The sequence below is a fragment of the Gemmatimonadota bacterium genome, assembly GCA_026702745.1.
Lineage (GTDB): Bacteria > JAAXHH01 > JAAXHH01 > JAAXHH01 > JAAXHH01 > JAAXHH01.
In genome coordinates this window covers 1-20,932 of record JAPPBT010000083.1, presented here as the reverse complement: position 1 = coordinate 20,932, position 20,932 = coordinate 1, and the positions used below count along the sequence as shown (strand labels likewise).

Here is a 20,932-nt window from a genome sequence, read left to right as displayed (position 1 = left end):
GCAACGCAGAGACCCGATGTACCGAATCTTCGCCACCCTCGCCCTGGTCGTGGCGGCCGCTTGCCCCGCCATTGCCCAGGAATATGACGTATCCGAGCTCCAGACGCGCGCCGAGTTCTCCGATTACGACGAGACGACCCGGTACGCGGAGGTCATGTCCTACCTCCGGGCCGCCGTGCTCGCATCCGACCGGCTCCACCTGACCGAATTCGGCTACACGACGGAAGGCCGTACCCTGCCCCTGCTCGTCTTCGGCGACGTCTGGGACGCATCCGCGGCGGAAGTCGCCCGGACCAGCAAAACGAGGGTGTTCGTCCAGGCGAACATCCACGCCGGTGAGGTGTGCGGCAAGGAAGCCCTGCTCATGCTGATCCGGGAACTGGCCTCCGGAGCGTATGCGGACTGGGCCGATTCCCTGGTGCTGATGATGGCGCCGATCTACAATGCCGACGGCAACGAGCGGATCAGCCTGTACAACCGCCCGCGCCAGCATGGACCCGTGGGGGGCATGGGGCAGCGGCCGAACGTCCAGGGTTTCGACCTGAACCGCGATCACATGAAGCTGGACTCCCCCGAGGCGCGGTCCCTGGTCTGGCTCATGAACGAATACGATCCCCACGTGCTGATCGATCTCCACACCACGAACGGCACCGTCCACGGCTACCACCTTACCTACTCGCCGCCGCTCAACCCCAATACCGACCGCCGGATCATCGAACTGATGCGGGATCGGTGGCTGCCCGAAGTGCGAGCCACCGTCCGGGAGGCTTACGGGTGGGAGTTCTACTACTACGGCAACGTGCCCCGGGCCGGGTCGGCCCGTGAACCGGGGTGGTACACCTTCGATCACCGGCCCCGGTTCAACAACAACTACGTGGGACTCCGGAACCGTATCGCCATACTGAGTGAAGCCTATGCCTACGCGTCCTTCGAAGACCGCATCATGGCCACACTGGCCTTCGTGAAGGAAAACGTCCACTTCGCCCACCGGAACGCGTCTTCGATACGCGAGACCCTGGAGACCGTGGACCTGGAATCGGTCGTGGGCCGGGACCTGGCCGTCCGTTCCGCATTCGCCCGGTCCGGTGAACCGGTGGAAATCCTGCTTGGTGAAGTCGACGAGATGCGCAACCCCTACACAGGCGAGGTCATGTATCTCCGGAAGGAAGTCCTGAAACCGACTTCGATGTACGAGTACGGGACATTCTCCGCGACGGAGACGGAGCGTGCGCCCCGGACGTATTTCGTACCTCCCTCCCTGTCCACCGTGATCGAACGGCTGGATGCCCACGGCATCTGGTACGAGGAACTCTCCGGTCCGCGCGAACTGGCGCTGGAGCGGTTCAGGATAGACGTTTCGCAGGCCGCCGAACGGCCCTTCCAGGGTAGACACGAACGGACCCTGTCGGGCGTCTACGAACCCGTGGTCCACACGCTGGAACCCGGCACGCTGGTCGTACCCGTCGATCAGAAGCTGGGCAGGCTGGTATACTACCTGCTGGAACCCCGGTCTGACGACGGCCTGGTCGCTTGGGCGCTGTTGGACGATGTGCTCGAAGGCGCGGAACACTATCCCATACTGCGCGAACCGGCCGACCCATAACCGGCCGACCCATAGGCATCCGACCCATAGGCGGCCGACCCTTAGCTGCTCGGAAGGGCCCGCGACGGCCCTGAATCTACTCCCGACGGAGCCCGAATGCCTTCACGCATCATCCTGGACACCGATACGGGGGTCGACGACGCCCTGGCCATCCTGCTGGCCATGCGGTCGCCCGAGCTTCGCGTCGAGGCCATCACGGGGGTCTGCGGAAACACGTCGCTTGAGAACTGCATACGGAACATACACCTCACCCTGAACGTAGTCGATGCCCGTGAAACGCCGGTTGTCGCCCGCGGAGAGGAACGGCCGCTGGTCCGCGAACTGGCCTTCGCCGGGGATATCCACGGCGACGACGGACTGGGCGGAGTGACCAATCAGGTGGACGCGGACGGGCGCCGCGTATATCCGGACCCCGATCGGCAGACGAGTACCGTTCACGCCGTCGAACTGATCCTGGACCTCGCCGGCCGGTACCCGGGTGAGCTCATCCTGGTCGCCGTGGGTCCGCTCACCAACGTCGCTCGGGCCGTCATGAAGGATCCGGACCGCATGCGCGGGCTAAGGGAGATCATCATCATGGGCGGCGCCTTCGAGACCGGCGGAAATGTTTCTCCGGTGGCGGAATTCAACATCCACGCCGATCCCCATGCCGCGCAAATCGTCTGCGATGCCGGAATCCCCCTGGTCTTCGTTCCACTCGACGCGACCCGGCAGGCGTTCCTGGATGCGGGAACGATCGACCGTTTTGCCGCTGGTGCGGGTGCAAGGGCAACCTTCGTACGCGACTGCACGGCCCGTTACGTGGCCTTTCACCGGCAGAAGAGGGGCGTCAACGGCTGCTTCCTCCACGATCCCCTCGCCGTGGCCGTCGCCGTCCGGGAAGACCTCGTCACGACGGTACCGGCCCGGGTGGACGTGGAAACTGCAGGCGATCTCACCACGGGCATGACCGTGTCCGACCTTCGTTCCGACCGGTGGGGCGAACCGAACGCGAGGGTCTGCACCGCGGTGGACGTCCAGGCATTCACCAGGTTGTTCGAGGAAAGGGTGCTCGCATGATCCTGAAGGACCGTACGGCCATCGTAACCGGCGGCGGGCAGGGCATCGGCCGGGCGATTTGCGGTATCTTCGCCGAAGAAGGCGCCGCCGTCGTGGTCGTGGATATCAACGAATCCGCCGCAGAGGAGACCGCCCGGATGCTGAACCGGGAAGGCTATCCCGGACGGTCCGCGCGGGCCGTCCGGGCGGACATCTCGGTCGCGGCGGAGATCAGCGCTCTGGCGGACGGTGTCGTCGAGGAATACGGCCGCGTGGACATTCTCGTGAATAACGCGGGACTGGCCCTGTTCAGATCGGTGGAAGCGTGCACGGAGGAAGAATGGGACCGGGTGATGGCGGTCAACCTCAAGGGACCGTTCCTGCTGTCAAAGGCCCTGTTGCCCACCATGATCGCCCGGCGATCCGGGGCGGTAATCAACCTGGCCTCGGTCGCGGGGAAGACCGGCGGCGTAGTGTCCGGAGCGCCCTATTCGGTCTCCAAGGCCGGGATCGAGTGCCTGACCAAGTCGCTGGCCCGCGAGCTTGCGCCGCACGGGGTCCGTGTCAACGCCATCGCGCCCGGGATCATAGATACCGCCCTGACCGCCCATCACGATCCTGCATTCGTCGACGCGATCCCCCTGGGCGGCAGCAAAGGGGAACCACGGGACGTGGCCGAGGCGGCGCTGTTCCTGGCATCGGACCGGTCGCGGCACATCACCGGCGAGATCCTGGACGTCAACGGCGGCCTGTTGATGGACTGACCATGACCACATCCGTTTCAAATTTCGCCCTGGACGTCGTGGACCGGCATGCGAGGCAACCAGGCCGGGTCGCGCTGCGATGGCAAAACGCAGGCGGCTACACGACGGACGTGACCTTCCTGGACATGAAGATACGCTCCGAGAAAGTCGCCTGCGTGTTGCGCAACCACGGCGTGCGTCCGGGACAGCGGGTATTCATCCTGCTGCCGCTGTGCACGGCCTGGTGGGAGTCCGTGCTCGGCTGCATGCGCGCGGGCGCCGTGGCCGTACTGGGCCAGGACGCGTCCACGTCACAGGTGCTGAAGGACCAGATCAATCAGTCCCGATCGACGCTGGTGATCGCGTCCGACGCCGTCGCGGACGTGATCGGCCGGATCATGGACGACTGCAGCCGGATCACCCACTGGCTGTCCGTAGGCTGGGAGCGCGAGGGGTGGGTGGATTTCGATCGCCGGGTCTCCCTCGCCCCGGCCGGCTTCAATGCGGTGGAGACGCACGGATCCGATCCGTGCATCGTCGTGTACGACCAGGGATCGCCGGCCACCGAAACCACGCACTGTCACGGCGACGAAAGATACGACCTGGAGCAGCTCGACGCGTGGCGCGACGGGCTGGCCATCGCGTTACAGGAAGTGTCCGAGCAACCATGATTCGCGCACTGACCGACTGCCTGGTGGTGGAGTTGACCACGCAATTGCCGGGTCCCTACTGCGCCATGCTGCTGGCCGATCTCGGCGCCCGGGTGATCAAGGTGGAACCGCCCGGCGGGGATCCCCTGCGCGGTTTCCCCCCGGCGTACGCCAGCGTCAACCGCGGCAAGCGGAACATCGTGATCGACCTCAAAAAGGACGCGGGGAGGGCGGTCATGAGCCGCCTGATCGGCCGGGCGGACGTCGTGCTGGAAGGATTCCGGCCCGGCGTGGCGGAACGGCTCGGCGTGGACTATCCGGCGGCAAAAAGTCTGAACCCCGCCGTCGTGTACTGCGCCATCTCGGGATTCGGACAGGAAGGCCCCTACCGGGACCGTGCCGGCCATGACATCAACTACCTCGCGATCGGCGGCATGCTCGGTCGCGGCGATCAGCTCGCGGTCCCTCCCGTACTGATTTCAGATCTTTCCTCCGGCCTGTATGCCGCGCTGGCCGTTTCCGCCGCCCTCTTGCGGCGCGCGGCCACGGGGGAGGGAAGCTTCATCGATCTGTCCATGACCGACTGCGTCCTTTCATGGATGGCGCTCGATCTCGCCGAGGCGGCGCGGGATCCAGACGCGGCGGCGCAGGATCCAGACGCGGCGGCGCAGGATCCAGACGCGGCGGCGCAGGATCCAGACGCGGCGGCGCAGGATCCAGACGCGGCGGCGCAGGATCCAGACGCGGCTCGTGGGCAGTTCCTCGGGAACATCCCGCATTACGGGATCTTCAAGACCTCGGACGGCCGGCATATCAGCCTCGGGATCGTCCACGAGGACCATTTCTGGGCGCGCCTGTGTGGCGTGCTTGAACTCGACGAGTGGCGGGACTGGCCCACGGAAAAGCGCCTGGCCCGAGCGGCCGAAATAAGGGAGAAACTCCGCGCCGTTTTCGCCACGGCATCCTGCCGGGAATGGGACCGGAGACTGCGCGAAGCCGACGTTCCCTGCGCACCGATTTACCATCTTGACGAGTTGCCGGACGACCCTTATATACAGTATCGAAACCCGTTTTATCATCTCGTCGCTTCCGACCTGTCGGAAAGCCGCCAGGTCAGGCCGCCGTACCGTACAGATCCGCTGGAGTCCGAAGCCCAGCTTCCGCCTCCCGTCAAAGGTGAACATACGCGATCGGTGCTATCGGATTCCGGATACGACGATGACGAGATCGACCAATTGATACGACTAGGCGCAGTTCACGCATCCCGAATCGGGGAGTAGCAGCCGAATCCCAAAGGAGATATGATGAGCATCCGCGTGCGAAACTGGCGTGACCAGGCGCCTTATGTCGGGCATATCAGCGCGCTGGTCTGGACGCTATACCAGTCCCATGACAAAGACGAGACCTCTCCGCCGGAAATCAACCGGCTCCACGGCATCAACAGTTTCGTCAAGCACGGTCTGCAGGGCCATCAACACTCGGACCACCACCAGCACGACGCCATAGAGCAGTTGTATTTCATCCTCCGCGGGCGCGGCCAGTTGCTGATCGGGGACGACAAGGTGGACGTACGGGACGGCACGGCCGTCTACATGCCCGTCAACGTGCCTCACCAGGCGTTCAACGACAGCGAAGGCTGGATGGAGCACCTGATCGTCAGTTGCCCGCTCGACGAAATCCGGGAGGGCACGCCCGCGGTGCGGGACTGGCGCGACGTCCATCCGGTCGTACTGGAAGGCGGCACCGTGTCCTGGCCGCTCCTGCGACGCGAGGAGGAAGCCCCGGCCGGCGAAGGCGGCGTGCTCCAGCGCGTGCAAAGCGTGACCCGATATGCGGTTCAGGGGCGCCAGGGAACGGCCTGGCAGCAGCTGGATGGCATCGAGCTGGTCCACTACGTGCTCAGCGGATTCGGGATCGTCGTGGATCTGGACGGAGACCGCCAACTGGTCACGGAAGGTTCCGCGGTCCACGTGCTGCCCGGGGTTGCCCATCGATTCTCCAACGAGGGCGAGGGCTGGCTCGAGTATGTCACGTTCGCCGTCGATGTTGGTGAGGTCGAAGCGCCGGACGAATCCGAAGTATTCGAGGAGTCCGCAGCGCCGGCTGAGCAGTACGGCGTGGAGGAAATCGCCGAGTCCGCCGTGGTGGCGGAAGTCGACTGGGACGACGCCGACGCGGTGGAGACCGAAGAGGAAATCGAGGAGGACGGGGCCGACGATGACGTGGAGTCGGCACAGGCCGAAGATGAGGCCGAGGCAGAGGCTGAAGATGAGGTGGAGGCCGCGGCGGATGACGCCGCGACGACCGAAGAGGAGGCCGATGACGAAGCGGAGGTCGCAGCGGAAGTCGCCGAGGCGACCGATGATGGCGAAACGGAAGTAGAATTAGATGACGCCGAGGTCGAGGAGGTCGCGGACGAGGATGTCGCAGTAGAGGATGTAGATGACGCCGAGGTCGAGGAGGTCGCGGACGAGGATGTAGATGACGCCGAGGTCGAGGAAGACGCCGAGGTTGAGGAAGAGGAAATAGAAGATTTGGTCGAAGAGGACCAGACCGAAGCGGACCAGGCCGAAGCGGACCAGGCTACCGGAAGTGTCGAAGCGGACGACGACGATTTCGACCTGGAAGACGACGATGCGGACTTCGATATCGAAGACGAAGATGAAACCGCCGTGGAGGACGAAACAGGGGAGGACGACGATTCCCCTGATGCGGACAGACGTTAATCGAAAGCGTACGTGAACAACCTACCCGCCCGTTCGTTCGGGCGAACCGGCATGCGTCCGGCGGCGCTGGCCATGGGAGCCGCCTTTCTTCACGAAAGTCCCGAGGCGGTCGAGGCCATTCAGACCGCCCTGGAACTGGGCGTCAACTATTTCGATACCTATCCGGGCCACCACGAGGAGAAATGGGGTGACGCGCTTTCCGGCGTTCCCCGGTCCTCCTACTATCTCCAGGCCAAGATCGGCACCCATCCCGAACGCAGGAAGGACTTCTCCGGGGAAAGCGCCAGGTGGAGCCTGGACCAGAGCCTGCGATCCCTGAAGACAGACTACCTCGACTGCGTACTCGTGCACGATCCGGCCGATGTGGACGAATTGCTGCGCGAAGGCGCGGTTTTCGACGTGCTGCGCGAAATGAAATCGCAGGGCGTGGTCAGGAACATAGGGCTCGGTGCCCGTTCCCATGACTGGCACGTACGGCTGATCGACGAAGGCTTCTGCGACGTGTCCCTGACCTTCCTGGACTACACCCTGGTCAATCAGTCGGCCGCAGCCACCATCTTTCCGGCGGCCAGGAAGCGGGCAACGGGCGTCATCCTGGCCAGCGTGCAGGGCATGGGCCTGCTCACCGGACAGGAGCCCGATCCGGAACGCGAGCGGGGCATGCATCCAGGGTCCGAGCCGCGCGCCCATCGAATCTGGACCTGGTGCCGCGAGCATGGTGTCAACATTCGCCACCTGGCCATACAGTTCTGCCTGGCGGCGCCGGTGGACAGCATCGTCATGTTCGGACCGGCGAGCATCCGGCACGTCCAGGAGGCCTACGAGGCCGCCACCGAGACGATTTCGACCGAACTCTGGGAAGCGTTCGACCGGGATTTCGGCATCCGTCCGGGCATGGATGCCGGACTGTCATAACAAAGGGAACCTGACCACGTTGTCCTCACTGAACTTCTCGCCCCGCGTACCCGTCATCGACGCGAATGTGTGCGTGGGCAATCACCATACCGGACCGTCGCCCTGCCAGAGCCCGGCGCAACTGCTCGACGAAATGGATTTCCACCGGGTCGGGCGGGCCGTGATCTACCATGCCCAGGGTGAACAGATCAGCCCGACGGACGGCAATCGGTACCTGGAGGACTGGCTCGACGAGGACGGACGTCTTATCCCCCAGTGGTCGGTTGCGCCGGTGGAAACCTCCATGCAGCAGCTAGAGGATCTCCACGGCCAGGGCCGCGTGCGTTCCGTCCGGCTTCACGACTGCCAGTCCGCCGGACTTCCTTTTCTTCCATGGGGTTACGACGAACTCCTGACTTTTATTTCAGATGCCGGGATCCCGATCTGGATCCCGTTGATGGACGTCGAGGTGGACCACCTGGTCACGACGCTCAAGGCCTATCCGGACCTGCACGCCGTACTCGTCGGCGCGCATTATACCCACGCGCTGGTCGTTCGCGGGCTGCTGGAAGCGAGTTCCCTTGCCGTAATGGAACTCAGCCGGTACGAACCCATCGGCGAGGTGGAGGCTCTCGTGGAACGGTTCGGCGCGGAACGGTTCGTCTACGGCTCGTGGTATCCCCGGTACGCCATGGGGCCGATCCTGTTCTACCTGCACCACACGCGCATGGGCGAGGATGAACTCGCTCGGATCTGCGCGGGGAACGTCGAGCGACTGCTCGGAGTCACGGAGGGGTCATGATAGACGGCACGAGGGTGATCGACTACCACGGACACGTTGGCCGGTGGGAACGGTACGGCATGGTGGACGATCCGAAGCTCCTCCTGGGGGCCATGGATGCCGCCGGCATCGATATCGCGTGCCTGTTCCACATATTTCATCCCGACGGGACCACGGGCAATGATCTGACGGCGAAATTCGTCGCCAAGAACCCGGACCGCTTCGTGGGTTTCGCCTATGTCTCGCCGACCATGCCCGAACGGATGGTACCCGAACTGGAGAGGGCGATCGACAAGCTGGGGTTTCCGGCCATCAAGCTCTACCCGCCCTATACGCCCTGGCCCTTCAACGAGGAACCCTGGCATCCGATCTACGAATTCGCCCAGGACCGGGGGCTGGCCATTATCTTCCACACGGACCACTTCATCAACAGCCGGCCCCGTTACTTTGAAGACCTCGCGCCGGCCTACCCCCGGGTGAACTTCGTCTCCGCCCACTGCGGCAACGTGCCCGAAGCCCGCGCGGAGGCCATCGCCGCCGCGCGGAAGTACCCGAACGTCTACCTGGAAACCTGCTCGACGTACCGTACGCCCGGCGTGATCGAAGAACTGGTGGAAAAGGGCGGGGCCGACCGCGTGCTTTACGGATCGGACATGCCCCTGATGGACCCCAGGCCGCAGATCGGCAAGATCATCACGGCCCGGATATCCAACGAGGCGAAACGCATGGCACTGGGCGAAAACGCGGCCCGGCTGCTGGGCATTTAAGGACAGGAGGGTTACGTGATTCTCGGCCAGGCTGAACTGCACAACGTACACGAACTGCTGGACGACCCCGGCGGCGCGGGCAGTATCTGCTGCCGCGTGCCGAACGACCTGCGCGTGACGCTGAACGAATCGGCGAAGAACAATGCCCTGCAGGCCTCCGGGTGCGAGATCCGGTTCAACCTGGAGGGACCGGAGGCGGTCATCACGCTCCAGAGCCCCGACGGTCCGACACTCGCGGAAGTGTACCAGGGTGATTTCTTCAGCGCCCTGCATATCGTGGACGCGTCCCCTACGCGGATCTCCGTGGCGCGCCCCGAGTCCGAAGCGGACATGCGCCGGGTCACGCCGTCCGATGCGCGGTTCGATACCGGCCTTACCCGGGTGGTCCTGCCGTGGCGACCCGCGGTCCGTCTGGTTTCCATCGAAGGCGAGACGTCCCTGCCGAGGCCGGACCAGGCGCCGCAGACCCGGTATCTGGCCTACGGTTCGTCGATTACCCACGGCAGTACGGCCGTCCGGCCCACGGGCACATACCCCGCCCGGACCGCAGAGTTGCTGGGCACCGATCTCTTCAACCTGGGATTCGGCGGCGGCGCCCACATGGAAGGGGGCATGGCGGATTACATCGCCGGACGCACGGACTGGCACATCGCCACGTTGGAGATGGGCATCAACGTCGTGCAGTCCTTCAGCGTGGACGAGTTTTACAACCGCGTCGCGTACTTCGTGACCACGATCGCCGATGCCCATCCCGACGACTGGATCTTCTGCATTGACATCTTCCCGTGCCGGTATGATTTTACGGGCGTCGAAAAATGCGAGACCTTCCGGTCCATCGTGGCCGAACGGGTGCTGGAGTTGAACCGTCCCAGGCTCGTACATATTCCGGGAAGCGCCATGCTCCGGTCCAACACCGGCCTCACGGTGGACCTCGTGCATCCGGCGCCCGCCGGTTTCGAGGAGATGGCGCGAAACCTGGCGGACATCATTAGTGCGCGCAGAACGTAGTCTTTAAACATCATTCGGCAGGCCAAAAGGGGAAACAAATGGAAACCATCCGGGTAGGCGTGGTTGGCGCCGGCACCAATACCGTGACCATGCATATACCGAAGCTGCAGGCGATTAAAGGAGTGAAGATCGTCAGCGTGTGCAACCGCAGCCGCGCTTCGTCGGAGCGGGTGGCGAAGCAGTTCGGCATCCCGACGATCTACGAAACGTGGACCGAGTTGATCGAGGCCGAAGATACGGACGCTATCGTCGTCGGGACCTGGCCCTATCTGCACTGCGCCACGAGCCTGTCGGCCCTGGCGAACGGCAAGCACATCCTGTGCGAGGCGCGCATGGCCATGAATTACGAAGAGGCCCAGCTCATGTACGACGCCGCGCAGAATAACCCGGACCTCGTCGCCCAGATCGTGCCTTCCCCCATGACGCTGTGGGCGGACAAGACCATTCAGCGCCTGATCGCGGATGGGTACGTGGGCGAAATCCTCAGCGTGGAACTCCGCTCCTCCGGCAGCGATTTCATCGACAGCGAAGGTCCGCTGCACTGGCGGCACAACACGGACTACAGCGGGATGAACGTCATGACCATGGGGATCTGGTACGAGGCCATGCGGCGCTGGGTCGGGGATCCGCTTTCGGTTTTCGCCCAGGGCAAGACCTTCACGAAGATGCGCCGTGACGCCGAAAGCGGCGTCATGCGCGCCGTCAGGGTGCCGGAGCACGTCGACATCGTGATGGACATGATCTGCGGCGCGTCTGCCTACATCAAGATATCAGTCGTCCAGGGCCTGGCCAACGAAAGCGAAGCCACCATCTACGGCAGCGAAGGCACGATCCGTATGGGCGAAGGCAAGCTTTACGGTGCTCGGCGGGGGGACGACGCCCTGAGCGAGATCGAGATCCGGCCCGAAGACCATGGGGAATGGCGGGTCGAAGAGGAGTTTATCAACGCCATTCGCGGACTGGAGAAGGTGTCCCACACGCCCTTCGACGTCGGGATCAAGTACATGGAATTCACCGAAGCCGTGACCCGGAGCATGTCGGAAGGCAAGGCCATCGCCCTGCCGTTGTAAGCGTTGGGCGGACGGTGCGGACCCACCGTTCACGGAGCTGTGCTGGCCTGTTACGTAGAAGTGACGCGGTCCACGTAGGCCAGGACGGCGTCGACCAGGTCCTGCGGGACCGATTCGTTGACGACGGTGAAGTCCGCCATAGCGATGGGCCCGCCCTTCTCGATGTTCTCGATCTCCGCGTGGTCCCGCTTACGCGCCTCATCCGCCGTGAGGGGACGCATCCGGAACTGAGGGTCCGTCCGCGCGTCGTGCGTCCGGCACTCCAGCCGGCGGTAACGGGTCTTCGGCGAAGAGACCACGGCCACCACGTGGATGCGGTCGCCGAAGGTCTCTTTGAGGATCTTGTGTTCCGACCACGAATACAGCCCGTCGATCACCACGTGGCCGTGTTTCAGTCCGTCCTCGATGGCGGGCAGCGATAGCAGTGCGAAGGCGCCCATCCCGTGGACGCGCCGCAGCCCTTCGCGCATCTCCTTCTCGTTCTCAGGGTTCACTTCCCGTCCTTCCGCCCTGAGCCGGTCGATGGTCACCTGGCCGAATCGGATATGGCGCCAGCCCCGGTCGACCAGACATTCGGCGGCCGTCGATTTCCCAGACCCGGTCATGCCTACGATGGCGACGATTAGGTGCATTTCAGGACCGCCTGGTTGCAGAGAAGGAAGACGAAAACCGGGCTGAATATACCCATTTCGCAGGGTCCTGTCAAAGCGGATGTATGCGGGATAGATTGTCCTTGACGATCACCCCGCGTCCATTTTGTTTTAAGTTTCTTCGACGATTCAATAACGACCCCATTCCCGTGCGTGACGGCAACGGAGGCAGGCCATGGCTGAATCATCACCCGATCGCGTCGGAAGTCGATTTCAACTCGAGACCGAGCTGGCCCGGGATCTCGGCCTGGTCGCGGCCACGACGATCATCGTCGGCGGCATCATCGGATCCGGCATATTCGGCGCGCCCGCGGGTATCGCGGCCGTTCTGGGCTCCCCCGATCTGTTCCTGCTGGTCTGGGTCATCGGCGGCCTGCTCTGCTTCTCGGGTGCGCTGTGCTTCGCCGAACTGGGCGCCATGATGCCCCGTACGGGCGGCATCATCGTGTACTTGCGAGAGTCCTATCCCCCCCACGTGTCCTTTCTATACGGGTGGACGGAGACCGCCGTGATCTGTCCCGGCGCGCTGGCCGCCGTCGCCATGATCTGCACCTCTTACCTCGGTTACTTCGTACCTGATATCTCCCTGGAAAACGTGCTGCTGCAGGCTGGACCGGTGATGGTCTCGACCCAGCACCTGGCGATTTTCGCCGTCCTGGCCCTGCTCGGAGCCGTCAACTATGCGGGCGTTCGATTCGGGGGCATCATATCCAATGTGTCGACCTTCGCCAAGGTCGCGGCCCTGCTGGGCCTTGTATTCCTCGCCCTGATCGTCGGTGGGTCCGCGGAGCATTTCTCCACCCCGTCGGCCACGGGCAGGGAGATGAGCCTGTTCGGTGCGCTGGGTACGGCCATGGTCGGCATCCTGTTCTCGTACAACGGCTGGTACAACACGAACAACGTGGCGGGTGAGGTGAAGGACCCGCGCCGCGTGCTGCCACTGGCCATCATCATCGGGCTGAGCCTCTGCATGCTGGTCTATCTGGCCGTCAACTGGGCATACCTTTACGTCATGAACATCGACGAAATCGCCGGGTCGAACCAGATCGCCGCCGAGGTGGCGGAAAGGCTGATCGGGCCGGTAGGCGGCTCACTCACCTCCCTGGCGGTTATCGTCGCCACCTTCGGCACCTTGAACGCCAACATCATGTACATGCCGCGCATCGCCTACGGCATGGCCCGCGAGCGCCTCTTCTTCAACTGGTTCACCCGGGTGCATCCCAGGTTTCGGACCCCGTCGCGAACGATCACCACCCTGACCATCCTGGGCATGGCGTGGAGCCTCGTCGGCAACTTCATGGAAATCGTCCTGGCCGTGATGTACGTGCTGTTCGTGTTCTACGTGTTGACCGTGATCGCCGTGTTCATCCTACGCCGGAAGTATCCTGACGAACCCCGGCCGTTCAAGGTGTGGGGCTACCCTATCACACCGCTCTTCTTTATCGTGGTATCTCTCGGATACATCGTATCGACCGTCGTTTTCAGCTTCGGCGACGCCCTGCCGGGCATTATCGTCCTGCTCCTCGGCGTGCCGGTGTACCTGCTGTGGTTCCGCAGGCAGGCGGCCGGTGCGTAGACTTCAGATTGCAGACTTCAGGTTTTTGATTAACTCACAGATCAAGAAAAAGAGGAGTTATAGATGCCCGTCATGAACGGCGGCGAGGCCCTCGTCCGGTCCCTGCACGCCAACGGCGTCGAGGTCGTCTTCGGACTGCCCGGCGCCGGCCAGTACGAAGCCATCGACGCGATCTACCGGCAGGAGGGCATGCGGTACGTCACCACGCGGAACGAACAGGCGATCAGCTACATAGCGGACGGTTACGCCCGCGTGAGCGGCAAGCCGGGCGTGGGCATCGCGGTCGAAGGGCCCGGGTTCTTCAACACCACGGCCGGACTGGCCACCGCTTACGCCCAGTCCTCGCCCGTGCTGCTGGTTACCGGCGATCACCACGGCGTGTCCATACCCGGCCAGGCCCCGCACGACAGCCGGGGCGACTACGGCGCCTACTCGAAGTGGGCGGGCCGTGCGGATTCGCCCGGAGACGTCCCCGGCCTGGTCCGGGAGGCCTTCCGCCAACTCAGCACCCCGCGGAAACGGCCCGTCGTCCTGGAGATCGGCCCTCACGTATTCAGGGCCGAGGAGGAGGTCCGCCTAGTGGAAGCGGCGTCGTACTCGCCCGCGGCGGGCGACGCCGGCCAGCTGGCGCACGCGGCCCGGCTGCTGGCGGATTCGAAACGGCCCCTGGTCTGGGTCGGCGCCGGGGCGTCGGAAGGCGCGCCGCTGATTAGGGAGATTGCCGATCACCTGGGCAGCCCGGTCGTCAGCAGCCGCAGCGGGAAGGGCATCCTTCCGGCACGGCATCCGCTTTCGCTGGGGATGTTCGAGGCGCGGTTCAAGCCGCTGAAGGACCGGGTGGACGAATGCGACGTGATCCTGGCCGTGGGCACGGCGACCGACCTGAGCGCGCGACTGGATGGGCAGACGGTGATCCGGATCGACGACGACCCCGACGAGATCGACCAGGACGGAAACCATACTCACGGCATCCTGGGCGACGCCGCGCTGAGCCTGGAGGTCCTGTACGAAAACCTGGCCGGCCTGTCCGCGCCGAGGCAAAACGTCACCGAGGACATCCAGGCGATCAACGCCCACCGTTTCGGTCCGGCGGAACAACTCCAGCCCCAGGGCGCCTTCATGGACGCCATGCGTGCAGCCATACCGGACGACGGGATCTTCGTGGGCGGGATGAACCAGATGGGATACTACGGACGGAACTACTACCAATCTCAGTCCCCGAGGGGATACCAGACTTCCTCGCACCACGGCACGCTGGGCAGCGTGTTCCCCGTCGGCATCGGCCTCAAGATCGGACGCCCCGACCGCGCGGTCGTCGTGGTCTCCGGCGACGGCGGCATCCTCTACAACCTCCAGGAACTCGCCACGGCCGTGCAGTACGGCATTAACATCGTGGCTGTCGTCTTCAACGACAACGCCTACGGCAACGTGTTGCGGGCCCAGATGGAGGAATTCGATGGCCGCGTCATCGGCACCGAACTCCACAATCCGGATTTTGTGAAACTGGCGGAAGCCTATGGCGCAAGGGGGGTGTTGGCCGAGGATGCGTCACAGCTGGAAGCGGCAGTAGCCGAAGCCGTTACAGCGGACGCACCGACCCTGATCGAGGTGCCGGTCGGGCCCTGGGAGCGAAGGTACTAGGCAGGGCATTTCCAGTTCAGGTCGCACCCCGCTTCCCGCAAGAAGCGGATGCCCTCGTCCCAGTGGCGGTCGACGTTGCCTACGCCGTGGGAATCGTCCCCGGGTACCACGGCAATTCCCATTTTCAGCGCTTGCTCGAGTACCGGCCGGGAGACATAGGGCTCGGCCTGGCCTTTTTTGAGCGCGGCCAGGTTGTAGTCCAGGATCGAACCGAGATCCCGGATTGCCTCCAGGTTGCGCACTACCCGGTCCCACACGAAGGACTTGACGAGGCGCGTCCTGTAATCGGGGTCGAAGATCCTGACCAGGTCGAAGTGGCCGATCACCTCGGGACGCAGCTTCGTGATCATCTCGTACTGCCGGTCAAAGTACGCGCAGTACAACTCGTCCACGCCCCCGACCGTTTCCGCCGCGCCACGGTACCATTCTGGCGATCCATCGAACAACTCGTCGTTGATCTGGTGCACGGAACCCACGATATAGTCGGGTTCGTGCGCCTCCCTTACCACGGGTACCCAGCTTTCATACCCGCTGTACGCCTCCGTTTCGAAGGCTACCAGGACCCTGATCTGCAACGCGTACTTGTCCCGGAGTCGGCGGCAGACCGCCATGTACCTGGCGAATCTCGCCTGCTGATCGACGGCGTTCAACCCGGCAGCCAGTTCGTCGGGGTAGCTCAATGCGTCCCGCTCCGGCGGCATGTGCTCGGTGATGCCCACCCAGGTGTATCCATGGTCGATGTAGGCCCGTACGATCTCCTCCAGCGAGTCCTCCGCGTGATCGCAGAACTCACCGCTGTGGCCGCCGTGGACGGAAACGCGTTCGGGGAATGAGGCCATGCTCAAACCTGTTTCGATGGTTGCGACTACGCAATACCAGCCGACGCCCATGCTCGATGCATCGCTTCGGACGTCTCCCGCAGGGCGTCCCGCGGGGCCAGGGCGTTCACCCGCGCGCTGAAAGGTTCGGCGGTGACCGGTCCATCGTAACCCATGGCGTCCAGTGCTTTGAGGAACCGGGCTATGTCGAGGACGCCGGTTTCGCCGGGCAGGCACCGTACGTTGTCGATATGCTCGTCCACCGGGATCCCGGCCGGCGCGTCGTTGACGTGCACGTTGACCACGTCGCCGTTGCACAGCCGCGCGAGGTCATCCCAGGTGCCGCGGGACGTGTACCAGTGCCACAGGTCCAGTAGCAGACCCACGTTCGGACCCAGGTCGCGGCATAACGACAGCATGCCGTCCATGGTATGGATGAACGCGTGCTTCCTGCCCCGGCGAAGCGTTTCCGGGCCGATGAACTCCAGGCCGAACCGGCAGTCGTGCTCCCCGAGGATCTCCGCCACGGGCTTCAGCCTTTCTACGTGAAAGGCGTAGTTTTCGTCGAAGGTCTGTTCATCGGACCAGGGCATGACCACGGCAGTCGTCCGCAATGCGCCGATGTCCCGTGCCAGGGCGGCATACCGGCGAAGCCGGGTCAGTTCTTCCGTCCACTTTTTCCCGGCCCCGTGCCATTCGATCGGCAGGCCCCAGTTGCCGGGACGGCAGCCGGCCCTCCCGAAAAGATCGCGGACCTCCCCGGCAGAAGTCTCCCGGGCCAGTTCGGCCAGATCAGGCAGGTTGACATCGACGCCGTCGAACCCGTACTGCAGGGCCATATCCAGCGCTTCGTCCAGGGAAGCGTGGATGCCGATCATGCCCGGGTTGAGGTTCTTGTACATATGCCCCGGCCTTACCCGGTCTTGACGCGCTGGAACCGCTTCTTGCCCGCCCTCAGGAGCAGGACGCCTTCGTCGTCGAGATCCCCCGTGCCGAGCATCCGGTCGATGGCGGCCACGCGCTCGCCGTTGACGGACGCGCCGCCCTGCTGGATCAGCCTGCGCACCTCGCTTTTGCTCCTGCCCAGTTCGGCTTCCACGAACAGGTCGACCACGTTGATGCCGGCCTCCAGGCGGTCCCGGCCGATCTTCACGGTGGGCACGTCCTCCGCCCCCGCCTGCGCGCCGCCGAATACGCTTCGTGCGCCGCGCTCCGCCTGGGTCGCCGCTTCCTCTCCGTGGGTAATCTTCGTCGCCTCGAAGGCCAGGACCGACTTGGCGTGGCGGATCTTCTCGCCCTCGAGGGCGCCGAGTTCCCGCACCTGCTCCATGGGCAGGAAGGTAAAATGGCCCAGGAGGCCTTCCACGTCCCGGTCGTCCACGTTGATCCAGAACTGGTAGAAGTCGTAGGGCGAGGTCATCTCGGGATCGAGCCAGACGGCGCCCTCGGCCGTCTTGCCCATCTTCTTGCCGTCCGACAGGGTCAGCAGGGGCGTGGTAATCGCCTGCGCGGCCGCCCGTTCCTTGCGACGGATCAGGTCCACGCCGGCCACGATGTTCCCCCACTGGTCGTCTCCCCCGAACTGCATCGTGCAGCCGTACTCCCGGAAGAGCATGAGGAAGTCGTAGGCCTGGAGGATCTGGTAGTTGAATTCCAGGAAGGTGAGGCCCGTCTCCATGCGCAGCCTGTAGGCCTCGGCCGTCAGCATCCGGTTTACGCTGAAATGTTCTCCGATCTCCCGCAGGAAGGAGATGTAGTTCAGCGTGCGCAGCCAGTCCGCGTTGTTCACCATCGACGCCCGGCCCGCCTGGCCCTCGTGACCCGCCTGGTCCTCGTGGCCCGCCTGGCCCTCGTGGCCGCCGTCGAAATCGAGGTAGCTGCTCAGCTGCTTCTTGATCCGAAGGATGTTCTGATCGATGTCCTCCGCCGAAAGCTGGGGACGCAGGGCGTCCTTGCCGCTCGGATCGGGGATCATCGCCGTGCCGCCGCCCACCAGGGCGATGGGCCGGTGACCGCCGCGCTGCACGTGGGCCAGCATCATGATCTGGACGAGATTGCCGACGTGCAGGCTCTGCCCCGTCGGATCGAACCCGATATAGCAGGTGACGGTCTCGTTTTTGAAGGCCCGGGACACGGCCTCTTCGTTCGTGACCTGGGAGACGAACCCTCGTTCCTTCAATACTTCGAATGCACTGGACATGCTGGGAGATTCCGATTTACTGGGACAACGAGTTAAAGGGACACGGCCTGTCCCGTTCGGGAAGATTCGTAGATGGCGAGGATGAGCGCGAGGGACTTCTTGGCTTCCTCGCCCGTGATGCGGGGCGTGCCGCCGTGCCGGATCAGGCTGACCATGTCCTCGATCACGTTGCGCGGACCCTCGTAGGGAAAGGGATCGTCGGCCGATTCATCCGGGACATGCCAGGCAGCGACCTTGTTTCCGGCCGTTATGACCAGCCCCTGCGTGCCGTGCAGTTCCACCCCGGCGGGGATGGTGACGGGACAGGTCGTCGTACCCAGGATGGTTCCGACGGCGCCGCTCTTGAACCGGAGCATGGCCATGCCTAGGTCCTCGGATTCGATGTCGTGGTTGAACACCCCGATCTGTCCCTGGACGTTTTCGACCTCGCCCATGTACCAGCCCAGCAAATCGATCTGGTGCACGGACTGGTTGATCAGCGAGCCGCCGCCGTCCAACGCCCACGTGCCGTGCCAGCCCTCGTAGTAAGCATCGTTCCTGAACCACTTCAGCCGCACTTCGCCCAGGATCATTCGCCCGAGGCGACCTTCGTCCACGGCCTGCTTGACGCGCACGTTGTCGGCCATGTACCGCGCTTCGAAATCGACGGCCAGGATCACGCCGGCCTCGCGGCAGGCCGCGATCATCCGGTCCGCCCTTTCCAGGCTGACCTCCACGGGCTTGGTGGTGATGACGTGCTTGCCCGCATTCGCGGCCGCGATGGCGAAGTCCGCATGGGTACCGCTGGGCGTCATCACCGTGATGACGTCGATATCGTCGCGGTCGAGCAGGCGGCGGTAGTCCCGGTACCAGTCGATGCCGTACTCTGCCTCGGCCTTCCGGCCCCGCTCCTCGTCGAGTTCGGCCACCGCCACGAGCCTCGCGCCCTCCGTCTCGCTTATGAAACGGGCGCGCACCGCGCCCATGCCAAGCCCTATCACGCCGAAACCGACGGGATCGGTGCTCAAGTCGAACTCCTTTTCATGTGACTGGATAGATCATCGCCGGTCCGGGCGGGACTTCCTCCTGCCGGACCGACACGCGATGCAATGCCGTTCATTCTTCGAATCGGCCCGAACCCACGGTCAGGAATTCGCCCGCGAGCAATTCGTGCAGGATCTCCACCTTGTTGCCCGTACGCCGATGCAGATCGCCGAGGACCTCCTCGCCCGCAAGCTCGTCGACGCAACCGACGTGCTCCACGTATTCTGCCACGAGTTCCTCGTTCCATTCTCCATCGATACTGGCGGTTACGTAGACCGAAAAGGTTTTGATGGGCATGGGATACTCATCCGGAATCATCACCTGTACATCACGAATCACTTCATTCACCCGGATCGACTGGACGCTTTTTTCCTTCAACTCGCGTATCATATCGTTGAGATCGGTGAATGTAAGCTTCATGGAAAGGCTCCTCTCCGGCCACGGGCCGTATACCTGCAAATCGGTATGACAGCACAAGAATGAGGGACGCAGCGCAGGCAGGCCTGCTGAACGTGTTGCGACCTGAAACTAAAGCTGGATCTTAACGTGGCGTTGGTCTGCATTTTAGGCTAAGCGGAAGGAGCGTTCCTGTCAAGCGGTTTTTGGCCGGTTTGCGCACGGTTTCGCCGGCGGTTGTCAGGGTCTGCGCAAGTCCCGCCCGCGCACGAACAGACCCCGCTTGACAACCGGTACCGATCAATCTAAATTTCAGTGAAAAGTACAGGTGTTCTGGCACCTTGTCGAGTACAGTCGCGCGCCAGCCGGCTGGCTGTTCTCGGCAATGCGAGGGCACGAAGGCCAAAGGGAGCCCGCCATGCTGGATGAAATCCTGGCCCAGGAATATCCGAAACAGGAGACGTTGAAGGACGGTACCAAGGTTTCGATCCGCCCGCTCGAAGCGGACGACGTGGAAGCGCTGTACGCCTTTTTCCAGTCGATCCCGCGCAAGGACCGGATCTTCCTGAAGGACGATATCCGCGACAAGAGCATCATCCAGGGATGGTGCAGCAATATCGACTGGGACGTCGTCATCCCCATCGTGGCGATCGTGGACGACGATATCGTCGCCGAGGTCTCGCTGCATCGCGAGCGCCGCGGATGGAAAAGCCATATCGGCAAGCTCCGCCTCGTCGTACACCCCGACTTCCGCCGCCAGGGGTTGGCCGTCGATATGATCAACGAACTGATCGCCGTCGCCCTTCACACCGGATCCATCGAGCAGCTCAACGCCGAGTGCATGGTGGACGTCCAGCGCGGCGCGATCCTCCTGCTGCAGCTCGTCGGGTTCGTGCAGCGCGCCATCCTGCCCGGCCAGGTCCGCGACATCGAGGGAAGCGTGCACGACCTCGCCCTGCTTTCCTACACCCTGCGCGACCAGGAAGACTTCCCGGCCCTGGACTAGCGCGGGGGACCTACCCCTTCACCGCTCCGATCGTAATGCTCCGCACGAAATAGGGCTGGAAGACGAGAAAGAAGGCGATCATGGGCAGGGCCGACACCGCGGCCCCGGCCATGAGCAGGCCGTAGTCGGTGTAGTACTGGTTCTGCAGGGAGTTGAGCCCGACCTGCAGGGTCAGCATCGAGCTTTGGTTAATCACGATCAGCGGCCACAGGAAGTCGTTCCATACCCCCATGAAGGTGAAGATGGCCAGCACGCCCATCCCCGGTTTCGCCAGCGGCAGGATCACCCGCTGAAATACCCCCCACTCCCCGCAACCATCCATGCGCGCAGCCTCGATGAGTT

The 20,932-nt window shown here is 63.8% G+C and carries 21 protein-coding genes; 14 read left to right on the top strand and 7 right to left on the bottom strand.

Annotated elements, in window-relative coordinates; all coding sequences use genetic code 11:
* The first annotated feature begins 16 nt into the window (after positions 1–16).
* The 11 genes from OXH56_13975 (at position 17) to OXH56_13925 (ending at position 11,280) form a co-directional block, all read left to right on the top strand.
* The gene (locus tag OXH56_13975; GenBank protein MCY3556417.1) at positions 17–1,603 is read left to right on the top strand and encodes a M14 family metallopeptidase; all 1,587 of its coding nucleotides are present in this window, start codon (positions 17–19) and stop codon (positions 1,601–1,603) included.
* Positions 1,604–1,699: 96 nt separating this feature from the next.
* Entirely contained in the window at positions 1,700–2,662 is a 963-nt protein-coding gene (locus OXH56_13970) for a nucleoside hydrolase (GenBank protein MCY3556416.1), read from the top strand.
* Entirely contained in the window at positions 2,659–3,405 is a 747-nt protein-coding gene (locus tag OXH56_13965; protein MCY3556415.1) for an SDR family NAD(P)-dependent oxidoreductase, read from the top strand. Before OXH56_13970 ends, OXH56_13965 begins: the two co-directional genes overlap by 4 nt.
* Positions 3,406–3,407: 2 nt before the next feature.
* Positions 3,408–4,055: an AMP-binding protein gene (locus tag OXH56_13960; GenBank protein MCY3556414.1), complete on the top strand. Its 648-nt coding sequence runs from the start codon at positions 3,408–3,410 to the stop codon at positions 4,053–4,055.
* Entirely contained in the window at positions 4,052–5,314 is a 1,263-nt protein-coding gene (locus tag OXH56_13955; GenBank protein MCY3556413.1) for a CaiB/BaiF CoA-transferase family protein, read from the top strand. The genes OXH56_13960 and OXH56_13955 overlap by 4 nt, the downstream gene beginning before the upstream one ends.
* Positions 5,315–5,335: 21 nt before the next feature.
* Positions 5,336–6,760: a cupin domain-containing protein gene (locus OXH56_13950; protein MCY3556412.1), complete on the top strand. Its 1,425-nt coding sequence runs from the start codon at positions 5,336–5,338 to the stop codon at positions 6,758–6,760.
* A 12-nt stretch (positions 6,761–6,772) separates the two neighbouring features.
* The gene (locus OXH56_13945; GenBank protein ID MCY3556411.1) at positions 6,773–7,675 is read left to right on the top strand and encodes an aldo/keto reductase; all 903 of its coding nucleotides are present in this window, start codon (positions 6,773–6,775) and stop codon (positions 7,673–7,675) included.
* A gap of 19 nt (positions 7,676–7,694) precedes the next feature.
* On the top strand, positions 7,695–8,456 hold the full coding sequence (locus OXH56_13940; GenBank protein ID MCY3556410.1) for an amidohydrolase family protein: 762 nt from the start codon (positions 7,695–7,697) through the stop codon (positions 8,454–8,456).
* The gene (locus OXH56_13935) at positions 8,453–9,202 is read left to right on the top strand and encodes an amidohydrolase family protein (protein MCY3556409.1); all 750 of its coding nucleotides are present in this window, start codon (positions 8,453–8,455) and stop codon (positions 9,200–9,202) included. Before OXH56_13940 ends, OXH56_13935 begins: the two co-directional genes overlap by 4 nt.
* A 15-nt stretch (positions 9,203–9,217) precedes the next feature.
* Positions 9,218–10,210 (top strand): hypothetical protein, encoded by a 993-nt coding sequence (locus OXH56_13930; protein ID MCY3556408.1) that lies wholly within the window; start codon positions 9,218–9,220, stop codon positions 10,208–10,210.
* Positions 10,211–10,248: 38 nt separating this feature from the next.
* Positions 10,249–11,280, top strand: a complete 1,032-nt coding sequence (locus OXH56_13925; GenBank protein MCY3556407.1) for a Gfo/Idh/MocA family oxidoreductase — start codon at positions 10,249–10,251, stop codon at positions 11,278–11,280.
* Positions 11,281–11,330: 50 nt separating this feature from the next.
* On the opposite strand, the gene OXH56_13920 is transcribed toward OXH56_13925, so the two are convergent.
* Positions 11,331–11,912, bottom strand: a complete 582-nt coding sequence (locus OXH56_13920; protein ID MCY3556406.1) for an AAA family ATPase — start codon at positions 11,910–11,912, stop codon at positions 11,331–11,333.
* Positions 11,913–12,105: 193 nt separating this feature from the next.
* Here OXH56_13920 and OXH56_13915 point away from each other — a divergent pair, with 193 nt between their 5' ends.
* Together OXH56_13915 and OXH56_13910 are read left to right on the top strand one after the other, a co-directional pair.
* Positions 12,106–13,506: an amino acid permease gene (locus OXH56_13915; protein MCY3556405.1), complete on the top strand. Its 1,401-nt coding sequence runs from the start codon at positions 12,106–12,108 to the stop codon at positions 13,504–13,506.
* Between the two features lie 63 nt (positions 13,507–13,569).
* A complete protein-coding gene (locus OXH56_13910; GenBank protein MCY3556404.1) occupies positions 13,570–15,147 on the top strand; it encodes a thiamine pyrophosphate-binding protein in 1,578 nt (525 codons plus the stop codon).
* On the opposite strand, the gene OXH56_13905 is transcribed toward OXH56_13910, so the two are convergent.
* From OXH56_13905 to OXH56_13885, 5 genes are all read right to left on the bottom strand, one after another.
* Complete coding sequence (locus OXH56_13905; GenBank protein ID MCY3556403.1) at positions 15,144–15,986, bottom strand: histidinol-phosphatase; 843 nt, start codon at positions 15,984–15,986, stop codon at positions 15,144–15,146. The two genes, OXH56_13910 and OXH56_13905, sit on opposite strands and share 4 nt — an antisense overlap.
* A gap of 26 nt (positions 15,987–16,012) precedes the next feature.
* Positions 16,013–16,867, bottom strand: coding sequence for a sugar phosphate isomerase/epimerase (locus OXH56_13900; protein MCY3556402.1), 855 nt, complete (start codon positions 16,865–16,867; stop codon positions 16,013–16,015).
* Between the two features lie 11 nt (positions 16,868–16,878).
* Positions 16,879–18,165: a tyrosine--tRNA ligase gene (gene tyrS, locus OXH56_13895; GenBank protein MCY3556401.1), complete on the bottom strand. Its 1,287-nt coding sequence runs from the start codon at positions 18,163–18,165 to the stop codon at positions 16,879–16,881.
* A 32-nt stretch (positions 18,166–18,197) separates the two neighbouring features.
* Positions 18,198–19,172, bottom strand: a complete 975-nt coding sequence (locus OXH56_13890; protein ID MCY3556400.1) for a Gfo/Idh/MocA family oxidoreductase — start codon at positions 19,170–19,172, stop codon at positions 18,198–18,200.
* A gap of 88 nt (positions 19,173–19,260) precedes the next feature.
* The gene (locus OXH56_13885; protein ID MCY3556399.1) at positions 19,261–19,608 is read right to left on the bottom strand and encodes a hypothetical protein; all 348 of its coding nucleotides are present in this window, start codon (positions 19,606–19,608) and stop codon (positions 19,261–19,263) included.
* 394 nt (positions 19,609–20,002) lie between these two features.
* Between OXH56_13885 and OXH56_13880 the strand changes: the two genes are divergently transcribed.
* A complete protein-coding gene (locus tag OXH56_13880; protein ID MCY3556398.1) occupies positions 20,003–20,590 on the top strand; it encodes a GNAT family protein in 588 nt (195 codons plus the stop codon).
* Positions 20,591–20,600: 10 nt separating this feature from the next.
* On the opposite strand, the gene OXH56_13875 is transcribed toward OXH56_13880, so the two are convergent.
* A partial coding sequence (locus OXH56_13875; GenBank protein MCY3556397.1) for a carbohydrate ABC transporter permease occupies positions 20,601–20,932 on the bottom strand: 332 nt, incomplete at its 5' end.

What these genes read in the sequence shown, in the direction of transcription:
- OXH56_13885 (MCY3556399.1), bottom strand. Translation starts at nt 19,608, where the DNA reads ATGAAGCTTACATTCACCGATCTCAACGATATGATACGCGAGTTGAAG.
- OXH56_13880 (MCY3556398.1), top strand. Translation starts at nt 20,003, where the DNA reads ATGCTGGATGAAATCCTGGCCCAGGAATATCCGAAACAGGAGACGTTG.
- OXH56_13915 (MCY3556405.1), top strand. Translation starts at nt 12,106, where the DNA reads ATGGCTGAATCATCACCCGATCGCGTCGGAAGTCGATTTCAACTCGAG.
- OXH56_13975 (MCY3556417.1), top strand. Translation starts at nt 17, where the DNA reads ATGTACCGAATCTTCGCCACCCTCGCCCTGGTCGTGGCGGCCGCTTGC.
- OXH56_13900 (MCY3556402.1), bottom strand. Translation starts at nt 16,867, where the DNA reads ATGTACAAGAACCTCAACCCGGGCATGATCGGCATCCACGCTTCCCTG.
- OXH56_13955 (MCY3556413.1), top strand. Translation starts at nt 4,052, where the DNA reads ATGATTCGCGCACTGACCGACTGCCTGGTGGTGGAGTTGACCACGCAA.
- OXH56_13905 (MCY3556403.1), bottom strand. Translation starts at nt 15,986, where the DNA reads ATGGCCTCATTCCCCGAACGCGTTTCCGTCCACGGCGGCCACAGCGGT.
- tyrS (MCY3556401.1), bottom strand. Translation starts at nt 18,165, where the DNA reads ATGTCCAGTGCATTCGAAGTATTGAAGGAACGAGGGTTCGTCTCCCAG.
- OXH56_13960 (MCY3556414.1), top strand. Translation starts at nt 3,408, where the DNA reads ATGACCACATCCGTTTCAAATTTCGCCCTGGACGTCGTGGACCGGCAT.
- OXH56_13965 (MCY3556415.1), top strand. Translation starts at nt 2,659, where the DNA reads ATGATCCTGAAGGACCGTACGGCCATCGTAACCGGCGGCGGGCAGGGC.
- OXH56_13950 (MCY3556412.1), top strand. Translation starts at nt 5,336, where the DNA reads ATGATGAGCATCCGCGTGCGAAACTGGCGTGACCAGGCGCCTTATGTC.
- OXH56_13910 (MCY3556404.1), top strand. Translation starts at nt 13,570, where the DNA reads ATGCCCGTCATGAACGGCGGCGAGGCCCTCGTCCGGTCCCTGCACGCC.
- OXH56_13970 (MCY3556416.1), top strand. Translation starts at nt 1,700, where the DNA reads ATGCCTTCACGCATCATCCTGGACACCGATACGGGGGTCGACGACGCC.
- OXH56_13920 (MCY3556406.1), bottom strand. Translation starts at nt 11,912, where the DNA reads ATGCACCTAATCGTCGCCATCGTAGGCATGACCGGGTCTGGGAAATCG.
- OXH56_13935 (MCY3556409.1), top strand. Translation starts at nt 8,453, where the DNA reads ATGATAGACGGCACGAGGGTGATCGACTACCACGGACACGTTGGCCGG.
- OXH56_13925 (MCY3556407.1), top strand. Translation starts at nt 10,249, where the DNA reads ATGGAAACCATCCGGGTAGGCGTGGTTGGCGCCGGCACCAATACCGTG.